22 protein-coding genes are annotated in these 24,675 nt (G+C 36.2%); 15 read left to right on the forward strand and 7 right to left on the reverse strand.

The window, feature by feature from the left end:
• Window positions 1-3 precede the first annotated feature (3 nt).
• On the reverse strand, window positions 4-675 hold the full coding sequence (gene pnuC / locus EG342_RS14645) for a nicotinamide riboside transporter PnuC (protein WP_103293462.1): 672 nt from the start codon (window positions 673-675) through the stop codon (window positions 4-6).
• Window positions 676-841: 166 nt separating this feature from the next.
• Between pnuC and EG342_RS14650 the strand changes: the two genes are divergently transcribed.
• From EG342_RS14650 to EG342_RS14665, 4 genes are all read left to right on the forward strand, one after another.
• A complete protein-coding gene (locus tag EG342_RS14650) occupies window positions 842-2,359 on the forward strand; it encodes an amino acid permease (protein ID WP_103293441.1) in 1,518 nt (505 codons plus the stop codon).
• A 44-nt stretch (window positions 2,360-2,403) separates the two neighbouring features.
• On the forward strand, window positions 2,404-3,417 hold the full coding sequence (locus tag EG342_RS14655) for a WD40/YVTN/BNR-like repeat-containing protein (RefSeq protein WP_103293440.1): 1,014 nt from the start codon (window positions 2,404-2,406) through the stop codon (window positions 3,415-3,417).
• A 179-nt stretch (window positions 3,418-3,596) separates the two neighbouring features.
• Entirely contained in the window at window positions 3,597-4,955 is a 1,359-nt protein-coding gene (hemN, locus tag EG342_RS14660; protein ID WP_103293439.1) for an oxygen-independent coproporphyrinogen III oxidase, read from the forward strand.
• Between the two features lie 439 nt (window positions 4,956-5,394).
• Window positions 5,395-6,141: a hypothetical protein gene (locus EG342_RS14665; RefSeq protein ID WP_123868104.1), complete on the forward strand. Its 747-nt coding sequence runs from the start codon at window positions 5,395-5,397 to the stop codon at window positions 6,139-6,141.
• A 211-nt stretch (window positions 6,142-6,352) separates the two neighbouring features.
• Here EG342_RS14665 and EG342_RS14670 read toward each other — a convergent pair whose 3' ends face one another.
• A complete protein-coding gene (locus EG342_RS14670; protein ID WP_103293437.1) occupies window positions 6,353-7,732 on the reverse strand; it encodes a PQQ-dependent sugar dehydrogenase in 1,380 nt (459 codons plus the stop codon).
• 216 nt (window positions 7,733-7,948) lie between these two features.
• Here EG342_RS14670 and secD point away from each other — a divergent pair, with 216 nt between their 5' ends.
• The 6 genes from secD (at window position 7,949) to EG342_RS14700 (ending at window position 15,294) form a co-directional block, all read left to right on the forward strand.
• Window positions 7,949-10,843: a protein translocase subunit SecD gene (gene secD / locus EG342_RS14675; protein ID WP_103293436.1), complete on the forward strand. Its 2,895-nt coding sequence runs from the start codon at window positions 7,949-7,951 to the stop codon at window positions 10,841-10,843.
• Between the two features lie 150 nt (window positions 10,844-10,993).
• Window positions 10,994-12,226: a TCR/Tet family MFS transporter gene (locus EG342_RS14680; protein WP_103293435.1), complete on the forward strand. Its 1,233-nt coding sequence runs from the start codon at window positions 10,994-10,996 to the stop codon at window positions 12,224-12,226.
• Between the two features lie 132 nt (window positions 12,227-12,358).
• The gene (locus tag EG342_RS14685) at window positions 12,359-13,261 is read left to right on the forward strand and encodes a helix-turn-helix domain-containing protein (protein ID WP_103293434.1); all 903 of its coding nucleotides are present in this window, start codon (window positions 12,359-12,361) and stop codon (window positions 13,259-13,261) included.
• Between the two features lie 72 nt (window positions 13,262-13,333).
• On the forward strand, window positions 13,334-13,975 hold the full coding sequence (locus EG342_RS14690) for a hypothetical protein (RefSeq protein ID WP_103293433.1): 642 nt from the start codon (window positions 13,334-13,336) through the stop codon (window positions 13,973-13,975).
• A 36-nt stretch (window positions 13,976-14,011) separates the two neighbouring features.
• Entirely contained in the window at window positions 14,012-14,473 is a 462-nt protein-coding gene (locus tag EG342_RS14695; protein ID WP_103293432.1) for a DoxX family protein, read from the forward strand.
• A gap of 17 nt (window positions 14,474-14,490) precedes the next feature.
• Entirely contained in the window at window positions 14,491-15,294 is an 804-nt protein-coding gene (locus tag EG342_RS14700; RefSeq protein WP_103293431.1) for an arylamine N-acetyltransferase family protein, read from the forward strand.
• An 86-nt stretch (window positions 15,295-15,380) separates the two neighbouring features.
• On the opposite strand, the gene EG342_RS14705 is transcribed toward EG342_RS14700, so the two are convergent.
• Entirely contained in the window at window positions 15,381-16,328 is a 948-nt protein-coding gene (locus EG342_RS14705) for a hypothetical protein (RefSeq protein ID WP_103293430.1), read from the reverse strand.
• A gap of 273 nt (window positions 16,329-16,601) precedes the next feature.
• On the opposite strand from EG342_RS14705, the gene EG342_RS14710 reads away from it, so the two are divergent.
• From EG342_RS14710 to EG342_RS14725, 4 genes are all read left to right on the forward strand, one after another.
• Window positions 16,602-16,937 carry a Sec-independent protein translocase subunit TatA/TatB gene (locus EG342_RS14710; protein ID WP_103293429.1) on the forward strand — a complete coding sequence of 112 codons (336 nt, stop codon included), beginning with the start codon at window positions 16,602-16,604 and terminating at the stop codon, window positions 16,935-16,937.
• A gap of 2 nt (window positions 16,938-16,939) precedes the next feature.
• Window positions 16,940-17,506 carry a phosphatase PAP2 family protein gene (locus tag EG342_RS14715; protein WP_103293428.1) on the forward strand — a complete coding sequence of 189 codons (567 nt, stop codon included), beginning with the start codon at window positions 16,940-16,942 and terminating at the stop codon, window positions 17,504-17,506.
• Window positions 17,503-18,315: a tetratricopeptide repeat protein gene (locus tag EG342_RS14720; RefSeq protein WP_103293427.1), complete on the forward strand. Its 813-nt coding sequence runs from the start codon at window positions 17,503-17,505 to the stop codon at window positions 18,313-18,315. The genes EG342_RS14715 and EG342_RS14720 overlap by 4 nt, the downstream gene beginning before the upstream one ends.
• A 145-nt stretch (window positions 18,316-18,460) precedes the next feature.
• Window positions 18,461-18,919 carry a tRNA (cytidine(34)-2'-O)-methyltransferase gene (locus EG342_RS14725; protein ID WP_103293426.1) on the forward strand — a complete coding sequence of 153 codons (459 nt, stop codon included), beginning with the start codon at window positions 18,461-18,463 and terminating at the stop codon, window positions 18,917-18,919.
• Window positions 18,920-18,927: 8 nt separating this feature from the next.
• On the opposite strand, the gene EG342_RS14730 is transcribed toward EG342_RS14725, so the two are convergent.
• Window positions 18,928-19,401: a 23S rRNA (pseudouridine(1915)-N(3))-methyltransferase RlmH gene (locus EG342_RS14730; protein ID WP_103293425.1), complete on the reverse strand. Its 474-nt coding sequence runs from the start codon at window positions 19,399-19,401 to the stop codon at window positions 18,928-18,930.
• Window positions 19,402-19,766: 365 nt separating this feature from the next.
• Between EG342_RS14730 and EG342_RS14735 the strand changes: the two genes are divergently transcribed.
• Window positions 19,767-20,780 carry a YihY/virulence factor BrkB family protein gene (locus EG342_RS14735; RefSeq protein ID WP_103293424.1) on the forward strand — a complete coding sequence of 338 codons (1,014 nt, stop codon included), beginning with the start codon at window positions 19,767-19,769 and terminating at the stop codon, window positions 20,778-20,780.
• Here the strand turns inward: EG342_RS14735 and nhaA are convergent.
• The 3 genes from nhaA to EG342_RS14750 all read right to left on the reverse strand — a co-directional run bounded on the left by nhaA (window position 20,777) and on the right by EG342_RS14750 (window position 24,647).
• Window positions 20,777-21,955: a Na+/H+ antiporter NhaA gene (gene nhaA, locus EG342_RS14740; protein ID WP_103293423.1), complete on the reverse strand. Its 1,179-nt coding sequence runs from the start codon at window positions 21,953-21,955 to the stop codon at window positions 20,777-20,779. The two genes, EG342_RS14735 and nhaA, sit on opposite strands and share 4 nt — an antisense overlap.
• A 2-nt stretch (window positions 21,956-21,957) precedes the next feature.
• Window positions 21,958-24,168 carry a RelA/SpoT family protein gene (locus EG342_RS14745; protein WP_103293422.1) on the reverse strand — a complete coding sequence of 737 codons (2,211 nt, stop codon included), beginning with the start codon at window positions 24,166-24,168 and terminating at the stop codon, window positions 21,958-21,960.
• Between the two features lie 113 nt (window positions 24,169-24,281).
• Window positions 24,282-24,647: a hypothetical protein gene (locus EG342_RS14750; protein ID WP_103293421.1), complete on the reverse strand. Its 366-nt coding sequence runs from the start codon at window positions 24,645-24,647 to the stop codon at window positions 24,282-24,284.
• Window positions 24,648-24,675: the final 28 nt, after the last annotated feature.

Genomic DNA, 24,675 nt, shown 5'->3' on the forward strand with positions numbered 1-24,675 from the left:
ACTTTATTGTACTTTTTTTTCTTTAAAACTTTTTTTCCAATTTAGATATCCTAAGATAGCCATTATAGTAAATACCAAATATTGAACCGAAGTGATTCCGAGACCCTTAAAAATCATCATCGGGATGCAAATAAAATCTCCGATAATCCAGAAAATCCAGTTCTCAATGCGCTGTTTGGCCATAAACCACATTCCCACTAAAAATATTGAAGTGGTAAAAACGTCCATCCAATTCGCCCAATCCAAATGATATAATCCAAGGTTGGTTCTCTCCATTGAAAAATGATTGTCAATATAAGGTTTATAATAATAAATAAGAGTAACGAGCCCCAAACTTAGAATGAAAAGAATAATGGCATAGTTCCATTCCTTTTTAGTAGCCCAGGTAACATCTACATGTATATGATCTTCAGAATTTTTTGCCCACAAAATCCAGCCATAAACGCTCATTATTGTATAGTATACATTAATTAAACAATCTCCCAGTAACCCGAAGTTGAACAGAATATACACATAGATGAGGGTTGAAATAATACCCGTAGGATAGACCCATATATTTTTCTTAATGGAAAAATATACGCTCAAAGTTCCGAAAATAGCACCCGAAGCTTCAAGTATAATCTGTAAAGAATCGTAGCTTTCATAAGGCTTTACAAAAAGATCATATAAATTCATGTGATCAAAAATAAGCAAAAAATAGGACATTTTAAAATGAATTTTATAATGTGTTGTTTATACTTTTAAAGGCTTTAATGTAAAATAAATGATGAAAGTTTAACGATAAACGTGGGAGTTCCTAAATTTTTTATATTTTCGTGAATCCTTAATTAAATAAAAAAACATGTCGAAAATTTGGGTTAAGAAGCCGCTAAGTGCCTATGAGGCAGATATGAAGAAAAGTGAGCTGAAAAAAGTCCTTGGAAAATGGAGTTTAACAGCAATTGGAGTAGGTGCTATCATTGGTGGCGGAATCTTTGTTCTTACAGGAACCGGAGCCTATTATCATGCAGGGCCGGCACTGGCAATCTCTTTTATTATAGCAGGTATTGCCTGTGTTTTTGCAGCATTGTGCTACGCAGAGTTTGCCTCTATTATTCCTGTTGAAGGGTCGGCTTACGCTTACGCTTATGGAACGGTAGGTGAGATTTTTGCCTGGGCGATGGGGTGGTGCCTCATCCTGGAGTATGCCATGGCAAGTATGGCCGTCTCGGTGAGTTGGTCCGGATATTTTAACAAGTTTTTGAAAATTTTTAATATTCATTTGCCTGCTTACCTGACTTCAGATCCGTCAAGTTATACAGGGGACGGTTTCTCAATGAACTTACCTGCATTTATTCTTGTTTTATTAATTACTGCATTGTTGGTAAAAGGAACTAAAGAAGCAGCAGGAGCTAATAACCTGATTGTTTTAATGAAAACTTCTGCAGTTATTTTTGTAATTATAGCAGGTGTTTATATCATATTTTCTAACACGGATCTTTATAATGCCGTTGACGGAGTTAAAAACTGGAAACCTTTTATTCCTGATCCGATAAAGATTAAGAATTCGGAAGGAGATATGGTCTCAGCCTATGGTATTAAAGGAATTGTTTCCGGAGCTGCCGCGATTTTCTTTGCTTATATTGGTTTTGACGCTGTTTCTACACAGGCAGGAGAGGCGATTAATCCTAAAAAAGATGTGCCTTTCGCCATTATTGCTTCACTATTGGTTTGTACTGCTTTGTATATTTGTGTATCTCTTGTATTGACAGGGATGATGCATTATACGGACTTTAACCCGGAAGGGAAATATCCTGATGCGATTAAAGCTCCTGTAGCATATGCTTTTGAAATTGCAGGTAAACATTGGGCAAGTAATGTGGTAACCATTGCTGCTACCATAGGATTAATTTCTGTAGTAATGGTAATGATGATGGGGCAGTCCAGAATATTTATTGGAATGGCAAAAGACGGATTGATTCCTAGATTTTTCGGACAACTTCATCCAAAAACAAAAACTCCTTACAAAGGAATTATTCTGTTAGGAATTGTAGTGGCACTTATTGCTGCCTTTACACCGATTTCTACTTTGGCAGATATGACAAGTTTCGGAACTTTATTTGCTTTTACGTTGGTTTGTATCGCAGTTTGGGTGATGAGAAAGAAAGAACCGGAATTGATCAGACCATTCAAAGTGCCTGCTTATAAGATCGTTGTTGCATTAGGAGTAATCATTAACATATACTTAATTTTTAACCTGAGTGCTCATGCATTGGAACTTTCTGCAGTATGGCTCTTCCTGGGAGGTTTAGTGTATTTCCTTTATGGAAAATCAAACAGTAAACTTAATAATCCTGAAAAATATCAGGATGAAAACTAATATTATAAACCGCTTCGGCGGTTTTTTTTGTAAATAAAATTGATATGAAAAAGATATTTTCCATCACGTTTATGCTCGCAGGAATCTGTGTGTTTTCTCAACAGGTTGAAAGCTTTGAAACGGTTCTCAATGATAAAATAAGTGTAAGAGCCCTTGAGCTCCATGATAACAAAGTCTGGTACAGCGGAACCGATTCCAAGTTCGGATTTATTGATTTAAAAGACTCAAAAAATCAAAAACAGATTAAATTATCAGAAACTAAACTTCAGTTCAGAACCCTGGGACAGGATAAAACCTCTTTTTATGCCATCAATATTGAAAGTCCGGCAAAGTTTTTTAAAATTGATAAAAAAGATTTAAAATCACAGGTTGTTTTTACTGATACCACAAAAACTGCTTTTTATGATGCACTGCATTTTGTGAATGATAAACTTGCTTACACTTTCAGTGATGCAGATAAAGACAACCTCTTAAAACTGGCTGTATATAAAAACGGAAAATGGGGAATGTTTAAAAATAATATAGCTTTAAACCCTGGAGAAGCTGCTTTTGCTGCAAGTAACACCAATATTTCATCCACCAAAAATTATATGTGGATTGCAACGGGAGGAAAGGCATCAAGGATTGTAAGATTGAATTTTAAAAATGAAAAGTTTGAGGTTTTTGAAACCCCTTTCATACAAGGAGAATCTTCCCAGGGAATGTATTCGGTGGATTTCTCGGATGATCAGTTTGGTATTGCCGTAGGTGGAGATTATACAAAACAGGAAGCCAATATCAATAATATCGCTACAACGCATGATGGTGGGCAGACCTGGCAGATTCAGGCGTCAGAGAATAATGCAGGTTATATGACTTGTGTAAAGATTAAGCCCGGTTCCAAAGGAAAAGAGATCATTGCAGTAGGAGACCGGCACATCAGCTATTCTGCAGATTTTGGAAAGACGTGGAAGAAAATTTCCGATGAAAAAGGATTATTCGTGTGTCAATGGATTGATTACAACAGACTTGTTTTTGCAGGCAATAACAGAGTAATGATAATGAAATTAAAATTTTAAATGGCAGGAATAGAATTTATCATTATTAACTGAATGACTTGATACTGCGTATTTAGACTCATTATAAAATAGAACCTAATATAATTCATAGGTCATAATTCACAAGTAATGGTTAATTTTGTAGGATGAAATTTTAATTATGTTAAATTTCATCATTCTATAAAATTTTAATTTTTCAAATGAACTCTTTAATAGATAAGTATAATATTCCCGGGCCGCGTTACACGTCTTATCCTACCGTTCCCTATTGGGATGAATCAACATTTTCACCGGAAAAATGGAAGGAGACGGTAATCAGATCTTTTCATGAAACCAATGCAGAGGAGGGAATTTCTATTTATATCCATTTGCCTTTCTGTGAGGCTTTGTGTACATTCTGTGCATGTCATAAACGAATTACAAAACAACATAGTGTTGAAGTGCCTTACCTGGAAAGTGTTTTAAAGGAATGGAAACTTTATCTTGAGCTCTTTAATGAAAAACCAAAGCTGAAGGAGCTTCACTTAGGTGGTGGTACCCCAACGTTTTTCTCTCCTGAAAATTTAAAGACTTTATTGGGTGGAATTTTTGAAACGGTGGAGATTGCAGAGCATCCTGAATTCTCATTTGAAGGTCACCCGAATAATACAACGAAAGAACATCTTCAGACATTATACGATTTAGGCTTCAGAAGAGTGAGCTTCGGAGTTCAGGACTATGATCCTAAAGTGCAGAAAGCGATCAACAGAATCCAGCCTTTTGAAAACGTAAAGAATGTGACAGAATGGGCTAAGGAAATTGGATACAGAGGAATCAGTCATGATTTGGTTTTCGGACTTCCGCATCAGAATTGGGAAGCGATGGAGCATACCATCAGAAAAACGATGGAATTAAAGCCGGACAGACTCGCATTTTATTCTTATGCACATGTGCCATGGGTGAAAGGTGTTGGCCAGAGAGGTTTTGATGAAAATGACCTTCCAAGTGGAGAAGAAAAGCGTCGTTTGTACGAAGATGGCAAAAAATTACTTCAGGATTTAGGATATATTGAAGTTGGAATGGATCATTTCTCGCTGGAACATGATGATCTTTATCAGTCTTTAATCCATAAAAAACTTCACAGAAACTTCATGGGATATACTTCCAGCAATACCCAACTGATGGTAGGACTCGGAATGTCTGCTATTTCAGATTCGTGGTATGCTTTTGCCCAAAATGTGAAAACAGTAGAGGATTACCAGAAAATGGTTGAAGAAGGACAAATTCCCGTTGTGAAAGGGCATGTCTTGAATGAAGAAGACTTGACGGTGAGAAGACATATTCTAAATTTGATGTGCCAGCTTGAAACAACTTTCACTATCGATAATTCTTTCCCGGAACTTGAAAATGCCCTGGATATGTTGAAAGAGATGGAAAATGACGGATTGGTTGAAATCAGTGGTCACGAAATCAAGATTACAGAAGCGGGAAGAGCTTTCACTAGAAATGTAGCCATGGTTTTTGACCTTCGGATGATGAGGAATAAACCTGAAACGAGAATTTTCTCGATGACAATATAAAATAAAAGCGGTTCAGTGTTGAACCGCTTTTTTTAGTTCTGAAAAAGCTTGACTATTTTTATAATTCAAATGTATTTAAATCAGGATAGAAAGTTTTCTATTGTGATTTTCTTTTTTTTATCTAGAAAATTGCTTTGAAATATTCAATAGTGGTTGCTTGATAATTTGAATTTTTGACGCTACTATTTTAAATCTTTATACTTAAAATATATTCTAACAAAGTATCAGGAAATATAAATTCTGTTCTTGAAGATTTTTACAAATTGATTGTTTTTTCTAGAATGATAATTTCAAAATTTAAACCTTGATAATAAATTGTATATGTAAATATTTGGAATGTAGTATCTGTGTAGTGAATTTATTTGTGTTGTTTTTTTTCAGTTATAATACTTTTGCAATGAAAAAATAAATAAAAAACACAAATCTTATGAAAAAAAATATGTTTTTGATCGCAATGATCTCAGGGATTACCATATTCGGACAAGTAGGTATTGGTACTACTATACCAGCTACAACATTAGATGTAAGTATCAATAGAGATATAAATGGAAATATCATTGATAACAGTAAAACACATGGGTTGCAAGCTCCCAGGTTAACACGGGCTGAACTTACATCTAATACGGCTAAATACAGTATAAGTCAAAAAGGGAGTATGGTATATATCACGGATGTATCTGGAGGAGACGCTTCCGGACAAAGAATTAATGTAACCTCTCCAGGGTATTATTTTTTTGATGGTACTGTATGGCTAAGACTATCAATAAGCAGTACAACTGAAGGCTCTCAGGTTACAAAAGTTTTATATGCTGCTGGACAACCAGATGTCAATAAAACAGTAACGATTGGTGGAATGGTTTTTAGGATAAACAGTCATTCAAATGCTTTTGGTAATCCAGAGTTTGCACTTAAAGATCCTGCTAATAAAACTATTTATGTTGGGATGAATCAACAATATGCTTCTAATGGCTATCAATATGATAATTTTACTCAAGTGTTCACAACCAATAATAATTCTTTCAGAGATTTTTCATATGATCATAATATGAATGGAATGGCTTTATATGAGTTTAATATTATGCACATTGTAGATGTTGATCAAAACGCTTACTACAGAGTGACATTTTATATTTCAGGACCCAGTACAGGAAACAAATTGTACTTGATTATTGCTGAGAAGTTTTAAATGATATAAGTTAAATATTTAATAAAAAATAAGAAGTGAAATAATCAAATTCCACTTCTTATTTTATAAAATGTTCAATTAACTAATCTTTCTTGCGCAATAAAACTTTATTTTGCAGGGTGAGCTTATCGTAGTTGAGTGAAAAACCTTTGTGATCGTTTTTGTATAAGGATACTAAAAAGCTTAGCGCTTCTTTTACGTTTAAAACAAACTATTTCTCCTTGATAATCAATTTCTGACTATACGATTTCAGATCCCCTGACTTTATATTAATAAAATAAACTCCAGCGGAGATTCCGGAAATATTGATGCTTTGTCCGTTGGTGAGCTGGTTTGTTTCTACTACTTTTCGTCCTTCTGCACTGATGATTTCTGCAGTTACTTTTTTATCTTTAATTCCTTTTACAAAAACTTCTTTGGTTGCCGGATTGGGATAAATGCTTATTTTTTCTAAACTATTGGTTTCCTGAGTACTTAAAGTTCCGGTAGTGATTTTGAAAATTTTCCCACTATTAACAGCCGCTACATATAATTCTTTTTGTGAATCCTGTCCGAAAGTAGAAAAATTGTTTCCACTGGAAGGAGAAGTCCATGTGATGGCATTGCCAGCGTCCAAAATTCCGATTTGGGTGGAACAGTAATCCGCAAAGAAATATTTCCCCTGAAGCGATGGATACTGGGTTCCTCTGTACACATAGCCTCCTGTAATAGAACATCTGCCTCCGGAATGGTCATAAACTGCAATCGGGAATGTCATAGAAGACTGTGCAGGGCATCCTGTGGTGGTATTATATGCAGTATTTCCTTCATAGCAGCGCCATCCGTAGTTAAGTCCGGCTTGTGTGATAGGCATTTTATTAATTTCTTCAATTGCGCCTTGTCCAACATCTGCAATCATGGCATTTCCGGTCGTAAGATCAAAAGAAAATTTCCATGCATTTCTCAGCCCGTATGCCCAGATTTCGTCTAATCCATCAACACCGGCTCCTGCGAAAGGATTATCTGGAGGAATGTTATAAGGTCCTGTAGCATCTACATCTATTCTCAGCATCTTTCCGAGAAATGCGTTTTTATTCTGAGCGTTGTTATTCGGGTCTCCGCCGCTTCCTCCATCTCCTGTAATGATCCATAGTTTTCCGTCAGGAGCAAAATGAATACTTCCTCCGTTATGGTTATCAAAGGGTTTAGGAATGTTCAGAAGAATCTTTTCTGAATTTGGATCAGCTATATTCGGATCTGTTGCGTTTACGGTATATCGGGCTACTACAACATTTCCTGCCGTGTTGTTATAATACACAAAAAAATACCCGTTAGTAGAGTATTGTGGATGAAATGCCAGTCCGAGAAGGCCTCTTTCGCCACCAAAAAGAATTTTCGAGGAAATATTCAGAAAATTTGTACTGTTGATGGCTCCGTTGGGTTGAACAATTTTTATAATTCCGTTCTGTTGTACGACAAACAACCTGCTGTCGTTGGCATTTGTAATCTCTACCGGACTCGTTAATCCGGTGGCAAATTCCTCCAAATTAATGCTTTGGGCATTAACGATTAGGGAAGAAAAAATAATAATGGTAAAAAGTAGATTTTTCATAATATTTTGATATTTAAAGCGTTAAAATAAGAATGAAAATTTTATACCAATTAAAAATTGAAAAATTTATTAAGATACCACGATAAAATTGTTAAATCTTAAATAGAAATCAGGATGTCAATATATCTGAAAATAAACCATTTCTGTTGTTAAAAATTCATAAAATACAAGAAAATCATTATATTTGCCGACTTAATTTAACGTAGTTATAACAAAATGCAAGGAAAAGGACTTATTACAATTGTTGCTATTGTCCTGGGGTTGATTTGCTTAAACGAGCTTTTACCAACCTGGTACGCCAGCAAAATTGAATCGCAGATCGAAGCTGCGAAAGGAAACGAGAAAGAGATCAAACGGATCAAGGAAGATACTCTTAATCTTGGGTATACAAAGCTTTATTATTCAAAAGCTAAAGACAAGGAAATGAAATTGGGTCTTGACTTAAAAGGAGGGATCAACGTTCTTTTGGAAATTAACCAAAGAGACCTGGTAAATGATTTAACGAATTATTCTACCAATCCTATTCTTATTGAGGCTTTAAACAAGACTGATGAAGTTCAGAAAAACTCAACAAAATCGTACATCGATAACTTCTTTGAGCAGTTCGATGTCATCAACAAAGCAAAAGGTACAAACCTTAAGCTTGCAGATCCGGAACTTTTTGGAAATACCAATTTATCTGAAATCAAGTACAATACTACTGATGAGCAGGTAAAAAGTATTGTAAAAAGAAGAGTTGATCTTTCTGTAGGTACAGCTTTCGAGGTAATCAGAACGAGAATTGATAAGCTTGGAGCTATCCAGCCAAACGTTCAGAGAGTACCTGGTACTGCCAGAATTTCTGTGGAAATGCCTGGTATGAAAGATATCGATAAGGTGAAGAAAATGCTTCAGACTTCTGCAAAACTTCAGTTCTGGGAAGTACAGCAGATTCAGGAAATGGCACCTTATTTCCAGACTTTGACAACTATGGTTGCTGCAAAAGGAGATTCTATGGGAGTTTCAAAGAATGTAAACTTCATGAACCTTTTACAGCTTGACAAATTAAGAAGTAATGGTGTTGCTAATGTAAAATTATCTGATACTGCAGCTATTAATAAGATTTTAAATAGCAAAGTAGGACAGGCTTTACGTCCGGCAAACATTAAATATACACAGTTTATGTGGGGTTACAAACCTGAAGCTACAAGCCCTGATGATTTGGTATTGTATGCAATCAGAAGTAACATCAATCAAAAAGCTCCGGTAGATGGTGCTGTAGAATCCGCAAATATCAGCTATGATGAGCTGAGCAGAGTAGTTGTAGACATGCAGATGGATTCTAAAGGTGCTAAAGAATGGAAAACTTTAACAGAGAAAAACGTAGGAAAACCGGTTGCTGTAACGCTTGACGGTAGAGTATATACTGCTCCGAACGTTGTAAATGCTATTCCTAACGGTAGAACTCAGATCTCTGGTAACTTCTCTCAGGAAGAAGCTAAAGAACTTGTTGATGTTTTAGGAGCTGGTAAATTACCTGCAGGAGCGAAAGTAGTTCAGGCTACTCAGGTAGGTCCGTCTTTAGGACAGGAGTCTATCAACGCAGGTATGATTTCATTTGCAATTGCATTTTTAATTATCATTGTTTATATCATTTTCTATTACGGTGGTGCCGGTGTGTACGCTGTAATTGCGATGATTATTAACTTATTCTATATTTTCGGAATTATGGATTCCGGAGACTTTACCCTTACGCTTCCTGGTATTGCCGGTATCGTATTAACGATGGCCATGGCAGTAGATACGAACGTAATCATCTATGAAAGAACGAAAGAAGAATTATTTGCCGGTAAGAATATCTTAGAAGCTTATAAAGACGGTTTCAAACATGCATTAAGCGCGATTATCGATGGTCACTCGACTACGTTATTGACGGCGGTTGTATTGTTCTTCTTCGGAACAGGACCTATCAAAGGTTTTGCTTTGACATTGATGATCGGTATTATCATGACATTGTTCACGTCTGTATTGCTTTCAAGAGTGATGATTTTTAGCAGATTAAACAAAGGAAAACACCTTTCTGTATGGACTCCTCCAACGAAAAACCTATTCAGAAATACCTGGATTGATTTTATCGGAAAGAGAAAATATGCATATATCATCTCTGCTGTTTTAACAGTAATTAGCCTTGTGTCTATGTTTACTCACGGATTCAAATACGGTATTGACTTTACAGGAGGTAGAAACTATGTCGTAAGATTTGATAAGCCGGTAAATGCAAATGATGTTGAGGAAAAATTAGTAAAGATATTCAAAACTGAAGATGGTAAGAATTCTTCCGTAGAAGCTAAGACTTTCGGAAATGCCAGCCAGTTGAAAATTTCTACTGATTATCTTATTGAAGATGAATCTTTAAAAGCTGACCAGACTATCGAGCAGAAATTATATGAAGGGTTAAAAGGAGATCTTCCTGCTAACATTACCTTAAAAGACTTTAAGTCTGCAGATAAAGACCACGCAGGTATTATTTCTTCTGAAAAAGTAGGCCCTACAGTGGCTGATGATATTCAGACTCACGGTATTCTTGCTGTAGTTGCTGCTTTAGGAGGTATTTTCTTATACATCTTATTCAGATTTAGAAAATGGCAGTTCTCTTTAGGTGCAGTAGCGGCATTATTCCACGATGCGGTTATTATTTTGGGTACGTATTCATTACTTCACAAATATATGCCGTTCAATATGGAGATCAACCAGGATTTCATTGCAGCGATCCTTACTGTATTGGGTTACTCAATCAATGATACGGTAATTATCTTCGACAGAATTAGAGAATATCTGAAAGAGAAGAAATCTTTAACATTAGCAGGATTATTTGATGACTCTATTTCCAGTACACTGGGTAGAACATTCAACACCTCATTTACTACGATTTTGGTAATCTTAGCGATTTTCATCTTCGGTGGTGATAACTTAAGAGGATTCATGTTTGCGATGTTAATTGGTATTGGATTCGGTACCTATTCATCTATCTTTATTGCATCGGCAATTGCTTATGACTTCCTTAAAAAAGGAAAAGAAGAGGAAGTACATGGTAAGACAACTTCCAGTAAAGAAGTACTTGCTTCAAAGTAAGACAAACTACAATAAATTAGTAAAGGCCGTTTCTTTTTGAAGCGGCCTTTTTTATGGGATTTTGATTTTTAACTTTATTTCTATTTTAAATATTAACTTATCATAATTTAGAATCATTATATTTTCCTATTTGATTAATTTTGCACCATCATGGAAAATTCAAAGAAAAAAGCAGCCATTGGCTTTATATTTATTACTTTACTGATTGATATTACAGGATGGGGAATCATTATTCCCGTTGTTCCTAAATTAATTGAAGAATTAATTCATGCCGATATCAGCGAAGCCGCAAAATATGGGGGTTGGCTTGGTTTTGCTTATGCATTCACCCAATTTATATTCTCGCCTCTGGTAGGGAATCTGAGCGACAAGTACGGACGAAGACCTGTTATTCTGATTTCTCTTTTCGGTTTTGCTGTGGATTATATTTTTCTGGCATTGGCTCCAACGATATGGTGGCTATTCCTGGGAAGGATTATTGCAGGGATTACCGGGGCAAGTGTAACTACTGCCAGTGCTTACATCGCAGATATTTCTACAGATGAAGACCGGGCTAAAAACTTTGGATTGATAGGAGCTGCCTTTGGATTAGGTTTTATCATCGGGCCGGTTCTTGGGGGTGTACTAGGACACTATGGTGCGAGAGTGCCTTTCTATGCAGCGGCAGGCCTGTGTCTGCTTAATTTCCTTTACGGATATTTCATTCTTCCTGAAAGTTTGGATAAAGATAAAAGAAGAGAGTTTGACTGGAAGAGAGCCAATCCGATTGGTTCATTTAAGTTTTTAGGGAAACACCCGGAAATTTCAGGACTGATTGCTTCATTAATTTTAATCTACATTGCGGGCCACGCCGTGCAAAGTAACTGGAGTTTCTTTACCATGTACAAGTTCAACTGGACAGAAAGAATGGTAGGTATTTCATTAGGAGTAGTCGGTTTATTGGTAGGGCTCGTACAAGGTGGTCTTATCAGATGGACTACCCCAAGATTAGGTGAGCAGAAAAGTATTTATTACGGATTAGCTTTATATGCGGTCGGTATGCTGTTATTTGCTTTCGCTTCAGAAGGCTGGATGATGTTTGTTTTCCTCATTCCATATTGCCTTGGAGGGATCTGTGGCCCGGCACTACAATCGGTTATTACGAAAAGTGTGCCTTCTAATGAACAAGGGGAACTTCAGGGAGCTTTAACCAGTTTAATGAGTGCTACTTCAATCATCGGTCCTCCTATGATGACCAATCTGTTTTACTTTTTCACTCATGATGAAGCGCCCTTTAAGTTTTCGGGAGCGCCGTTCTTCCTGGCATTTATATTAATGGCGATTAGTGTGATCGTAACCTATTCGGCCTTTCATAAGAAAAAGAAAGAGATAAAGGAACTGTAATAAAAATAGAAAATAAAATACATAAGGTTAAGATGGTCATCATTTTAACCTTATTTTTTTAATATTCTGTCTGAAATATTTGCGTACATTGTTCTGTCTTTATGATAATTAATTCCGGATATCAGATGGCCTATGAATCGTATTCCTCAATACAAACCCGATGAGTTTAATCCAATTCTTAATGTTGATTGGGCAGGCAAAAGTATCATCAAAAAAGGATTGAATGAATTCTTTATAGAACCTCTTAACGTACTCAAAGAAGCGGAAACACCCTCACAACCTCACCGTAAAACAGTAACAGACTTTGTATTTATCAAGAAAGGATCGCTGGAAAAGATGGTGTGTTCAGATGTATTTACAGTACAGGAAAGCATGGTGATCCTTTTACCGCCTTATAAAATCCGGACATTTCTTAGAAATACACCTGATATTGAAGGATTTTACTGTCATTTTTCTGATGAGTTTATTGCAGAAGGCCCGGGTCTGAAATATTTGCAGGATATTTTGAATTATATGGATATTTGGAATAATCCTACACTTTATCTGGACGATACGCTTCAAAAAAGGATTGGAGTTATTTTGCAACAAATGGAAAGTCTTTATGAAACAGACGATAATCCTGAGTTACTCAGGCTCTATCTTTTTACTTTACTGGGAGAAGTCCGATATCACGTAGAAAAGCTTCCGAAACAAAATTTATCCATCAACGAAACGGTGGTTTTTCGCTTTCGGAAACTGATTACCACTCAAATTCAAAATATACATTCTGTAAAGGAATTTGCAGATTTACTTCATATTTCGCCCAATCATCTGAATAAATCAATAAAAAAAGTGACCGGTAAAACTGCTTCCGAAATTATCAATGAAGCTCTTTTGATGGAAGCAAAGGCTCTTCTTTCTTTACCTCAATATACCGTTTCGGAAGTAGCGTTTACATTAGGTGTTGAAGATATGTCTTATTTTTCGAGGTTTTTTAAAAAACATACCGGTATCAGCCCATCGGAATATCGGAAGAGGATTGATTTGTCCTATTAATGGGTGTATATGTTCTAACCTTTATTTTGTTGTATTTCAGAATTTTGAAAAAACAATCTGAAGGTCACAAACATGAAACAACTACTGCTTTTTACATTGGGTTTATTGCCTGTATTATATCTTTCTCAAAACAATCCACCTGTTATATTTGAAGCATTGACGGGAAATCGGGGATTTGCCTCTCAGATGACCATCAACAAAGGGTTTCAGGATATTAAAGGTCTTGGATTTTTTAGCGTGGCAAATATTTCCTCGAAATGGTCAGAAGAGGTTTCGAAGGATGCTATGATCCAGGCCAATTTAACTTTTGAATTGGTTAAAAAAATCCGTCTGGTAGGGGGTATGCACTATACTCCTGCCACAGGATTGAGGCCAACTGGCGGATTATTGTATTCATTGACTGTGAAAAACTTTCTCTTTACGATTAATCCCAGGTTTATTGGTTTTTCAAAAAGCAGCATTGCAGAAGGTTTTTTATTGATTGAATATAAACCGGTAATCAACGATCGTTGGCAAGGATATTCCCGTATTCAGGCTTTATATTCTGAGACCATAAAAGACGGAGAGCATGCCCGCAGCTACCTGATGGTAAGAGTTGGAGTAAGCTACAAGGTTATAACATTTGGATTGGGTGGCAATTGGGATCGGTATGGGCCATATAAAGAAAGCAAAGAAAACTATGGGATATTTGCGGCCTTTAGATTATTTCATTAAACAATACAGTATCAATAATCATTAGATTTTATCGTTATGAAAAAGTTTATTTTTAAAACAAATAATTCCTGGACAGGAACAATATTGAGATGGACAATTGGGATTGTTTTTATTCCCCACGGACTGCAAAAAACACTAGGATGGTTTGATGGAATGGGATTCAAAAAAACAATGTCCTTTTTTACAGAAAATGTTCATCTTCCCGGGATGGTTGCTTTTACAGTGATTTTAATAGAATTTGTAGGTTCAATTTTGCTGTTGCTGGGTTTGGGAACGCGATTATGGGCACTGTCATTTATTGGATTATTAACCGGAATTATGCTGACCACTCATCTTGAAAACGGTTTTTTTATGAACTGGTTCGGAACTCAGAAAGGGGAAGGTTGTCAGTTTGATATTCTTGCAATCGGGATTGTTGTAACTTTGCTTATCGAAGGGGGAGGGAAATTGTCGGTTGATCAATGGATATCTCACAGGAATAATATGCATAAAGATTAATAATAAAATTCTAAATTATGAATCAGTCAAAACTGGAAAAATATCTGGAAAGAATTCATTATTCCGGAGAAACAAGAGTGGATATGGGTACCTTAAAGAAAATTCATCAGCTTCATCCTCAATATATTCCTTTTGAAAACATAGATCCTTATACGGGAATTGTTCCGTCTTTGAACTCAGATGATCTTTTTCAGAAATTGGTGATGGAATCGAGAGGTGGCTACTGTTATGAGCAGAATTTGCTTTTAAGTGAAGTTCTGAAATATATTGGATTTAAAGTTGAATTACAGCTGGGAAGGGTAGTTTGGAAAAGGGAAGTGGAGAGTATTGCCGCAAGAACGCATTTGCTGCTGATTGTAGAGATGGATGAGCAAAAATATCTTGTAGATTGTGGCTTTGGAACAGCAACACTTACAACTCCTTTACTTTTAAACGAAGAAGGCCCACAACAGACTCCGAATGGCTTGTTTATGATTTCAAGGATAGGTAATACTAATGCGCTTTGGACATGGAAAGAGAAATGGCTGCCGATATACCGGTTTGCTCTGGAACACGTAGATCCTGTAGATGTTGAAATTGCCAACTGGTATCTTTCTACACATCCGGAATCCAATTTTAAAAAGAATCTGATCCTTTCAAAAGTAGATGAGAAGGCAAGGTATACTTTCAGTAATCATCTGTTAAATATCCGATGGGGAGCCGGAGAAAAAGAATCCATTCCTATCGAAAATAACGAACAATTGTTTCAAATGCTGAAGGATACTTTCGGACTGAAAGAAAATGCTGTTGAGCTTTTAAAACAAAAAATAGAAAAGCAATAGTTGCCGATTTATTGCTGTTATAGAAAACGAAAGGAAGCCCTCTGACTTCCTTTCGTTTTTTTAAAAACTTAGATTCTTATGAAAAATTATGGATAAAGTGATTTAGTTCCGTTACTTACGATATTACTTCCCAATCCTGAAAAAGATACTGAGAAATTACTGGAATTGAAGCTTAAAGAACCGGTTGGCGTGCAAAGTCCAAGAGCATATTGGCATTGTCCATAAGCTCCTGTTCGTCTTAGGATTTTACTTTCACTTTTAGCTTTTCCAAGAGAAATATTCCCCCAGTCGCTTACGTCAGCATTGGAAACGCTGGACCCTGTGTAATAGATGGTGATCTGATATCCGATTTCTCCTCTTTTAGAACCCCAAAGCCATTTTGCTGTCCACCATTCCTTATACCATTTAGAAGCAACTTTTGCAGCTTGCCCCTCATCGGAAGTCTGAGTTGCTCCTCTTGTATCCATCATCACAAGGCCTCCAAAAATGTTATCCCAGATAATTCCTGAATCATTGTAAAAACATAGGGTAGTAAAGGCTCCGTTTTTACCGTTCCAGCTTACTTCCATGACATTGGTGCCCGGTTTTATTTCTTCAGTAATCGTTTCTGCCAATCCTTTTTGGGCTGTAGTCAAGTCGTCTTCGGTGTACAAATTGCCAATCTTTCCGATTTTTACGGTAGAAGGGTCCATGATGTTTCCAAAGGCAATAAACTGATCTTTATCGGCTACTAAATTTTTGGAAAGCTCAATTCCTTTCTGAGTAGATATCTTTCCGATGACACGGGTTCCGGTAAGTTGTAGCTCACCTTTTAGATACTTCTCAAGATTTTTCTGTGATTCATTAAGCTGGGTCTGTACGGTTTCCGGTACAATTGAAGAGATAGCAGTGGTCTCTTTTTGGAGATCAGCAGTAGATACTTTAGCCTGAATTGCCTCTTGTGCAGGCATTTCACTATTTTCATCTCGGCAGCTGTTAAGTGCCAATACTGAAAATACCGCTAAAATTTTAAAAGCAGTAATTAGTTTTTTCATAATAATATGATTTAGGTTGTGTGTAGTAAATATAATAAAATATTAAATAATTCTCAATATTTTGAATTAATTATTTGTTAATTATCTAGTGAGGTGGGGTATTGCTGTGGATTAAAGAAAGACATTGTGTGTCTATTGAATGTGACCGCTGAGTGAAGAGCCATGGACCAGGAATCAAGACAATTTTCCGTGTTCAAGGCTATAAATCTTAAAATTTGTTTAAAATTTTAATTTACAGTAAAATAAATGTATAATCTTTTGTAATTTTACATCATGGAATTAAGCATTGGAGAAATGGCATTGATTGCAATAGCAATCGTAGTATTATTCGGACCGGATAAATTGCCTCAGATTGCGCGCGACTTAGGTGCGGGCGTTAGAAAGATGCGTGGAGCAGTAGAAGACATCAAAACTGAGATTATGAAAGAGACAGATAACCCTGTGTCTGAGATCAAACGTGAAATTGAAAAGGTGAAAGATGCTGCCAAAGATTTCAATCCGATGAAAGATATTGAAAAGGATATTGTGACAGAGCCTTCTCCTTCTAACGAACCTCCAAAACCAAAACCTTCTGAAGACGAAACTTATGAAGGACCTGTAAGCAGATAACGATGGAGGAGATTATTCAGGAAGATAAAAAGGTATTTTTATATCTTAATAATTTGGGAGATTCATCTTTTGATCAGTTCTGGATGTTGATTTCCAGTACATGGATCTGGGTTCCTCTGTACATTATATTCCTTTATTTTTTATACAAAAATTATAAACTAAGATCTTTAGTTTTTATTCTTATATTTTTAGCTCTTGGTGCAACGGTTTCTGACCAGTTGGCCAGTGTTTTCAAGTATGGAGTGGCGAGGTTGAGGCCATGTCATGATCCTACTTTGGAACATCACATGAGAATTGTGAAATGCGGGGGACAGTTTGGGTTTTATTCGGCCCATGCTTCCAACACCTTCTTTTTAGCGGCTTTTTTAAGTATTTTATTAAAAGATAAACTAAAATGGTTTCCATATGCTATATTTGTATGGGCTATAGTGGTTTCCTACAGCCGTATATATTTAGGAGTGCATTTCCCGATAGATATTTTGGTGGGGGCGTTTGTTGGAACTTTATTGGGAGTGATATTTGGTGTACTCTCAAGAAAAGTCATCAACAAACAAAAAATAACCTCATGAAAAAAACTTTATTACTTGTAGTTTCCATTTGTTTCTCTTTTACCGGTCATGCCCAGGATAAAAAACGGGCAGAAGAATGTTTTAATAAGGCAGATTATAAATGTGCTGAAGAACAATATTCGAAACTGGCAGAGAAAGAACAAATTCAAAAATTTCAATCTGAATATTACAACAATCTGGGGACTGCTCAGCGAAGGCTGGGAAAATCGGCACTGGCTTTTAAATCCTATGAATCCGCTTTAAAGTCAAATCCGATGTCTGCTCCGGTCTATGCAAATCTGGCTTCATTACACAGTCAGAAAGGCAATAAGATAAAGGCATTGGAATATATTGAAAAAGGCCTTCAAATAGACGATAAAAATCCAGATTTCTATCTTACCCGTTCCAAAATTTATGACATTCAGGGAAAAAAGGATCTGGCCATGAAAGATCTTAACCAGATTCTTACTTTTGCACCCGATAATGCTTTTGCCAAAACGGGTTTAGCGAATCTTAAAAAAAACAGCGGTGATCTTGAAGGTGCTTTAAAAGATTACAATCAGCTTATCAGTGAGAAACCGGAATCATTACTGTACAATGGCCGGGCAGATGTATTTTTGAAAATGAAAAAATACAAGGAAGCTCTTACGGATATCAATAAATCAGTTTCTATTGATCCGAAATTTGCTCAGGCGTACGTAACAAAAGCACTGGTATTATTTGATACGGCAAAGCCCAAAGAAGCTTGTGAAAATCTTGATAAAGCTGTAAACTTAGGCTATGAAAAGGCTGTTTTGGAAAGTTACTACGCAAAATGTATAAAGAAATAATTTAATTATTACCCATAAGATTCCTTCTCTGTAAAACTAAATTCCGGGGAAGGATTTATCCTTAATTATAAAATTAGGGCTATGAGAAGCTCATGTTTTCAATGAATACCGAACTTAGCTTTTTAAAACCCGAAAAGAGAAATAGATGTTAAATATTGTTCTTGTAGAACCCGAAATCCCTAATAATACAGGGAATATCGGAAGATTATGTGTCGGAACCGAAAGTAGGCTGCACCTTATTCATCCTTTTGGATTTATTATTAATGATAAAAACCTGAAACGTTCCGGGCTGGATTATTGGGTACACCTTGATGTTACAGAATATGCAAATGTGGAAGAATGGGTAAAAATTATTCCGGATGTATCCCGTGTTTTCTTAATGAGCTCACATGCTGAAAAATCGTATTTGGAAAATGATTTTCAGGATGGCGACTGGCTTGTTTTCGGAAAGGAAAGTGTTGGCTTAAGTCAGGAGTTTCTGGCTCGTTTCGATCATCATTTAACAATTCCTATGTCCAAATTAATCAGAAGCTTTAATATTGCGAATTCTGTTGCTTTTGTAGTAGGAGAGGCAAAAAGGCAGATAGATTTACAACGGTCTTAGAAAAAAAATTAATCATTATGATACGGCTTCCCTTGCAGGATCTGATCTGCACGATAAAGCTGTTCTACAATAAAAAGACGAATCATCTGATGCGTAAATGTCATTTTGGATAGTGACATTTTTTCATTGGCTCTATTGTACATTTCTTCTGAAAAACCATAAGCACCGCCAATCAGAACGTGAACTTTTTTAACGGAAGAATTCATCCAGGTATCAATTTTCTGAGAAAATTCTCTGCTGGTAAATTGTTTTCCTTTTTCATCGAGAATCACTACCAGATCATTCTTGTCGATATGATTCAGAAATAATTTGGCTTCTTCTTTTTTGAGAAGATCAGGAGAAAGGTTCCTGGCATTTTTTACGTCAGGGATTTCTGTAATCTCAAAATTCCAGTGTTTGGGAAGTCGATTAAGGTAGTAATTAATTAAAGAAGTGATTTCCTTATCGTCTGTTTTGCCGATACAAAGTAAACTGATTCGCATTATAAGAAGTTTCAGGCGGCAAAGATACTGTTTTTTGCTCATTATATGGTTTGCTTACGAGTCTTCTGTTGATCAGTCATGATGGAGCTGTTTCAAGTGCGGGAAGTAATATTTTATTTAAAGTATCTTAAGTATTCTGCGGATTAATGTAGAAGCAATAGCCCTATAAATCGGAAAATATAGGATTTTATTTTGTATGAAGGAGCAGGGCTGCATTCTGTGTAATTCACCTTGAGTAGAAGGAAAGGGAAAATGTTTATATTTGTAGATAGAGAGACTTAAAATATTTGAAAAAGGGATTTGAAAATCGCAATTCTTTAAGTATTTTTAATTCTTCCTGTTAATTGTGAAATGACAAATCATAAATGAGTATAAAAGTTCCCAGATTTATCCGGAAAATTCAAGAATTTTTTGACAACATACATATTCCTGTTTTAGGAATATCGCTTTGGCAGATGTTTCAGATTTATATTTCAGGAATTTTTAAAGGAAAAATAGGACGAAAGGCGGCTGCTATTTCCTGGAGCTTCACCATGAGTTTATTTCCTTTTATCTTGTTCTTGCTTTCGGTTTTACCCTATATGCCGCATTATGATAAACTGCAATTTTACATATTTGACGTGTTGATGCATAATGTGTTTCCTTCCAATATGGAAAGCGATGTACGAGGCTATATCGAGCACAATATCATTCCCAATATGAAAGGGATCAGTAATCTCACGATTGTGCTGGCTCTCATCTTTGCAACCAACGGAACATTTTCTCTGATCAATGGATTTAATGAAAATTCAGATGAAAAGCTGAGTGATGTTAAAGAGTTTATTCTTTCATTTTTTATTACCATCGGCTTTATTACTATTGTATTTTTAACGCTTTTCGGGGTGTATTATGTGGAAGTTGTGATGAAGCTCTTTACGCCGGCATATGATGTTCCGTGGCTGGTAGACAACCTCTCAAGTATTATCGGATTTGTTTCCTTTCCATTGTTTTATTTTATTCTTCTGACCTTATTTTATTGGTTGGGGACTGTAAAAATTGCCAGATTCAGACAGGCTATTCCCGGTTCTATTCTGACCACGGTCCTGTTTCTGCTTACCACTTATATTTTTGCCATTTATGTAAAAGATATTGCCCGGTATAACGTTCTCTACGGCTCCATCGGAAGTATGATTCTGCTGATGGTATGGGTGAACGTTAATGTATACCTTCTCCTTTTCGGAAATGAGTTGAATATGGCCATCAGAAAGCTTAGAATTGAAAAGCTTCTATCTGATGAAATTCAAAGGGAAGCCGTTCAATATCATACCGCTATTACGGAGCCTGATTTTGAGAGCAATGAAGAACACAGAAGAAAACTGGAAAGCCGGAAGAATAATTAATTTTCTTCCAACTCCGGATTTTCTTTTGAGCTTATTTTTAAAATGGTAAAACCTAAAATTGCAGCAATAAAAGAAGCAATTAAAATAGCAAATTTGGCTTCGTCCTGAATCTCAATTTCACCTTTAAAGGATAGAAGAGCAATGAAAATGGACATAGTAAATCCTATCCCTGCAAGTAATCCTACTCCGATCATTTGAGTCCAGTTACTATTTTGAGGAAGTGAGCTTAGTTTTAATTTAATAGCAATCATGGAGAATAAGTTGATTCCGATCAGTTTTCCCAGGATCAACCCGCCAATAATTCCCAATCCTAATGTACTTGTAACACCCGCCACCATGTGACTTGTAAAAGTAATATTGGTATTGGCTAAAGCAAATATTGGCATGATCAGGAAGCTGACAGGAATGTGAAGCTTATGTTCCAGTTTTTCCAACGGAGAAATTTCCACATTAGAAGCATTGGTAGGAATAGAAAATGCGAGTAATACCCCTGCAATAGTAGCATGAATCCCCGAATGATGAAGGAAATACCATAAAAACAATCCAGGAATAATATAAAATATAATACGGGTTACTTTTAAGAAGTTGAGCAAAAATAAGAGCCCTGTTACTCCGAGAGAAAGGAATAAATAAGTCCAATGAATCTGTTCAGTATAAAAAATGGCAATCACAAGAATGGCTCCCAAATCATCTACAATAGCTAATGCCGCCAGAAATATTTTAATTGAATTAGGGATTCTTTTTCCAAGCATCGAAATAATAGCCAGAGAAAAAGCAATATCGGTAGCCATGGGGATTCCCCAGCCGTTTCCGTATTCAGTTCCTGAGTTGAAAATACTGTATATCACTGCCGGAACAAGCATTCCTCCCACAGCAGCAAAAATAGGCAATGACGCATTTTTAAAAGATGAAAGTTCTCCTTCTACAAGTTCTCTTTTGATTTCAAGACCTACGAGAAGAAAGAAAACAGCCATTAATCCGTCATTGATCCAGATGCTGACAGGATATTCCAGTCCGAACAGGTGAGTACCCACTTCTTTATCTAAAAAGTGCTGAAAAGCCTCTGCAGCTGATGAGTTAGCAATAAGTAATGAAGCCAGCACACAGAAAATAAGAATAATTCCTGAGGCCTGGCTGTTGTTGAAAAATTTTTTAAAATAAAGAGATAAATTCATATTTACGATTGTAGTCGTCTCACTCTGGAGACTCCATTAATACTTTTAAGCTTTTTAAAAGTTTCTTCTAACTGGCCTTTGTTTTTAACTTCAAGGTTGATATTTCCTGTAAAAACTCCGTTGTTGGATTCTATGGACATACTTTTCATATCCATTCCCATACTTCCACTGATTACGGTAGTGATATCGTTGATCATTCCCATTCTGTCAAGACCTTCGATCTCAATTTTCACTCTGTTTTTGAAGCTTTCGGCGTTCACCCATTTGGCAGGTATTACACGATAGTCGTACTGAGCTCTCAGGTTGATGGCATTCGGACAGTTGTCACTATGAACCTTAATTCCGTCTGAAATGGTGATAAACCCAAAAATTTTGTCTCCCGGAATAACGGTGCAGCATTTTGCATACGTGTAGTTGAGTTTTTCCTCATCTTTTCCGAAGACGATCATGTCAAGATTCTGCTGTTTCGGTTCTTCGAAATGAGTATTTTTTGTAGGTGATTTTCTGAATCTTGAAAGTAAATTATTAAATACGTTTTTACTTTCGATGTATTTTCTTAAGCTGCTGGCATCCAGTTCGTTGGTTTGGAATTTAAGAAACAGCTCTTGTGAACTTTTTAAATTAAAGAATTTCTGAAGTTTATTAACTTCCTCATCATTGAAATTGATTTTTGCATGACGAAGTTTTCTCTGCAGAATTTCTTTTCCTTCCTCTACCAGCTGATTTTTCTGGGAGTTCAGGTAACTTTTAATTTTGGACTTCGCTTTTGAAGTCACTACAAATTCAAGCCAGTCGGATTTTGGTTTCTGATTCTGTGAAGAAAGAATGTCGATCTGATCCCCATTTTGAAGGATATAAGAAATTGGAACCAGTTTACCGTTTATTTTAGCCCCTAAACATTTCATTCCCAAATCCGAGTGAACGGAAAATGCAAAATCCAGCGCGGTAGCATTCGTAGGTAAAATTTTGATTTCTCCTTTCGGGGTAAATACAAATACTTCTTTTGAGTACAGATTAAGTTTAATATTATCTAAAAGCTCAGAAGTAGAAAGATTCTGCTGTTGTTCAAGCACTTCACGGATTTCCGTTACCCATTTTTCAAAATTACGGTCATCAGAACTCTGCTTGTAACCTTCCTTATATTTGTAGTGAGCAGCAACCCCTTTTTCGGCAATCTCATCCATTCGTTCTGAACGGATCTGTACTTCGATCCACTTTCTGTCCGGCCCTAAAACGGTTAAATGTAAACTTTCATATCCTGTTGAACGAGGCTGTGTGATCCAGTCACGCATTCTCGAAGGATTACTGTGATATACATCCGTAACGATAGAGTAGATTTTCCAGGCAAGGAACTTTTCATTCTTAGCATCAGACTTATAAATGATTCTGATGGCATAGTTATCAAATACCTCTTCAAAAGAAACTCCTTGCTTCAGCATTTTTCTGTAAATAGAAGAAATTGCTTTTGCGCGACCTTTAATTTTAAAATTTAATCCTTCTTCCCGGAGTCTTTCTGATGCTTCTTTTTTAAATTCTTCAATATATCTCTCACGGCTTTCCTTAGCTAGTTCCAATTTTTCCGTAATTTCATTGTAGATTTCAGGATTATTGTACTTCAGCGAAAGATCTTCCAGTTCGGATTTGATATTGTAGAGCCCCAGACGGTGAGCCATCGGTGCATAAATATAGACGGTTTCGGAAGCAATTTTCTTTTGCTTATCGGGTGCCATACTTTCCAGCGTCCTCATATTGTGAAGACGATCCGCAATTTTGATCAGAATAACCCTAAAATCTTCAGACAACGTCAACAATAGTTTTCTGTAATTTTCAGACTGTACGGAGATATTCTGATGATTCATGATGGATATTTTAGTCAATCCGTTCACGATATTGGCAATCTTCTCACCAAAGATCTTCTTGATATCTTCGTAAGTATAATCAGAATCTTCAATAACATCATGCAGAAGGGCACACGCAATAGAAGTAGCTCCAAGACCAATTTCTGTCGCTACAATTTTAGCAACAGCAATGGGGTGGTAGATGTAAGGTTCTCCGGATTTTCTCCTTTGATCTTTGTGGGCATCTAATGCAATATCAAATGCCTTTCGGATAAGTTTGTTATTTTCCTCATCCAAAGTCCTGTATGTATTCGAAATCAGATCCTTATACCTCGCAAGGATCTCTTTGTTCTCTTGTTCTAAGTCGTAACTCATTTGTGCAGATGCCTATAATTAAACGAAAATACGAAAATTTTTAGTTTTTTCAAAGATAAAAGATCCGTAGAACGGTCTACGGATCTCTTGTTGTTATTAGGTCTTTATGTCGTTTAAAATTTTACTTCTGAATTCATACCGTCACTTGACGTTTTAATTTTAATATCAGGGCTGTTGTGAATTTCTGCTCTGTTTCGTGCGTCGATATATTTTTTGATCGTGTCATAATTCGTTTCACCAAGACTCATATTTTCAAATAAGTACGACTTTACGGCCGCATTTTGAATGAAAACATTCCGTGCAAGATCAATCTGGCTCATATCCTTTACGGTAACACTTGCCAGATATTGGGAATGATGAGAATCATTGTTAAGGTATACAATGTAATCTTCATTTTCAAATCCTGAATTTTCCAGATCACTCTCTAGTTTTTTGTAGTCGCTGCGATGTTCAAATAGTCCAGCTAGTATATTTGACATAATTAATAGGTTTAAAAGTTATGATTAA

Source organism: Chryseobacterium lactis (assembly GCF_003815875.1).
In the GTDB taxonomy this organism is placed as follows: domain Bacteria; phylum Bacteroidota; class Bacteroidia; order Flavobacteriales; family Weeksellaceae; genus Chryseobacterium; species Chryseobacterium lactis.

Excerpts from the sequence above, each read along its gene's own strand:
- EG342_RS14710 (WP_103293429.1), top strand. The coding sequence starts at position 16,602 with ATGGAATTAAGCATTGGAGAAATGGCATTGATTGCAATAGCAATCGTA.
- EG342_RS14730 (WP_103293425.1), bottom strand. The coding sequence starts at position 19,401 with ATGCGAATCAGTTTACTTTGTATCGGCAAAACAGACGATAAGGAAATC.
- hemN (WP_103293439.1), top strand. The coding sequence starts at position 3,597 with ATGAACTCTTTAATAGATAAGTATAATATTCCCGGGCCGCGTTACACG.
- EG342_RS14705 (WP_103293430.1), bottom strand. The coding sequence starts at position 16,328 with ATGAAAAAACTAATTACTGCTTTTAAAATTTTAGCGGTATTTTCAGTA.
- secD (WP_103293436.1), top strand. The coding sequence starts at position 7,949 with ATGCAAGGAAAAGGACTTATTACAATTGTTGCTATTGTCCTGGGGTTG.
- EG342_RS14665 (WP_123868104.1), top strand. The coding sequence starts at position 5,395 with ATGTTTTTGATCGCAATGATCTCAGGGATTACCATATTCGGACAAGTA.
- EG342_RS14745 (WP_103293422.1), bottom strand. The coding sequence starts at position 24,168 with ATGAGTTACGACTTAGAACAAGAGAACAAAGAGATCCTTGCGAGGTAT.
- EG342_RS14680 (WP_103293435.1), top strand. The coding sequence starts at position 10,994 with ATGGAAAATTCAAAGAAAAAAGCAGCCATTGGCTTTATATTTATTACT.
- EG342_RS14715 (WP_103293428.1), top strand. The coding sequence starts at position 16,940 with ATGGAGGAGATTATTCAGGAAGATAAAAAGGTATTTTTATATCTTAAT.
- EG342_RS14670 (WP_103293437.1), bottom strand. The coding sequence starts at position 7,732 with ATGAAAAATCTACTTTTTACCATTATTATTTTTTCTTCCCTAATCGTT.
- EG342_RS14735 (WP_103293424.1), top strand. The coding sequence starts at position 19,767 with ATGAGTATAAAAGTTCCCAGATTTATCCGGAAAATTCAAGAATTTTTT.
- EG342_RS14720 (WP_103293427.1), top strand. The coding sequence starts at position 17,503 with ATGAAAAAAACTTTATTACTTGTAGTTTCCATTTGTTTCTCTTTTACC.
- EG342_RS14655 (WP_103293440.1), top strand. The coding sequence starts at position 2,404 with ATGAAAAAGATATTTTCCATCACGTTTATGCTCGCAGGAATCTGTGTG.
- nhaA (WP_103293423.1), bottom strand. The coding sequence starts at position 21,955 with ATGAATTTATCTCTTTATTTTAAAAAATTTTTCAACAACAGCCAGGCC.
- EG342_RS14650 (WP_103293441.1), top strand. The coding sequence starts at position 842 with ATGTCGAAAATTTGGGTTAAGAAGCCGCTAAGTGCCTATGAGGCAGAT.
- EG342_RS14690 (WP_103293433.1), top strand. The coding sequence starts at position 13,334 with ATGAAACAACTACTGCTTTTTACATTGGGTTTATTGCCTGTATTATAT.
- EG342_RS14685 (WP_103293434.1), top strand. The coding sequence starts at position 12,359 with ATGAATCGTATTCCTCAATACAAACCCGATGAGTTTAATCCAATTCTT.
- pnuC (WP_103293462.1), bottom strand. The coding sequence starts at position 675 with ATGAATTTATATGATCTTTTTGTAAAGCCTTATGAAAGCTACGATTCT.
- EG342_RS14750 (WP_103293421.1), bottom strand. The coding sequence starts at position 24,647 with ATGTCAAATATACTAGCTGGACTATTTGAACATCGCAGCGACTACAAA.
- EG342_RS14725 (WP_103293426.1), top strand. The coding sequence starts at position 18,461 with ATGTTAAATATTGTTCTTGTAGAACCCGAAATCCCTAATAATACAGGG.
- EG342_RS14695 (WP_103293432.1), top strand. The coding sequence starts at position 14,012 with ATGAAAAAGTTTATTTTTAAAACAAATAATTCCTGGACAGGAACAATA.
- EG342_RS14700 (WP_103293431.1), top strand. The coding sequence starts at position 14,491 with ATGAATCAGTCAAAACTGGAAAAATATCTGGAAAGAATTCATTATTCC.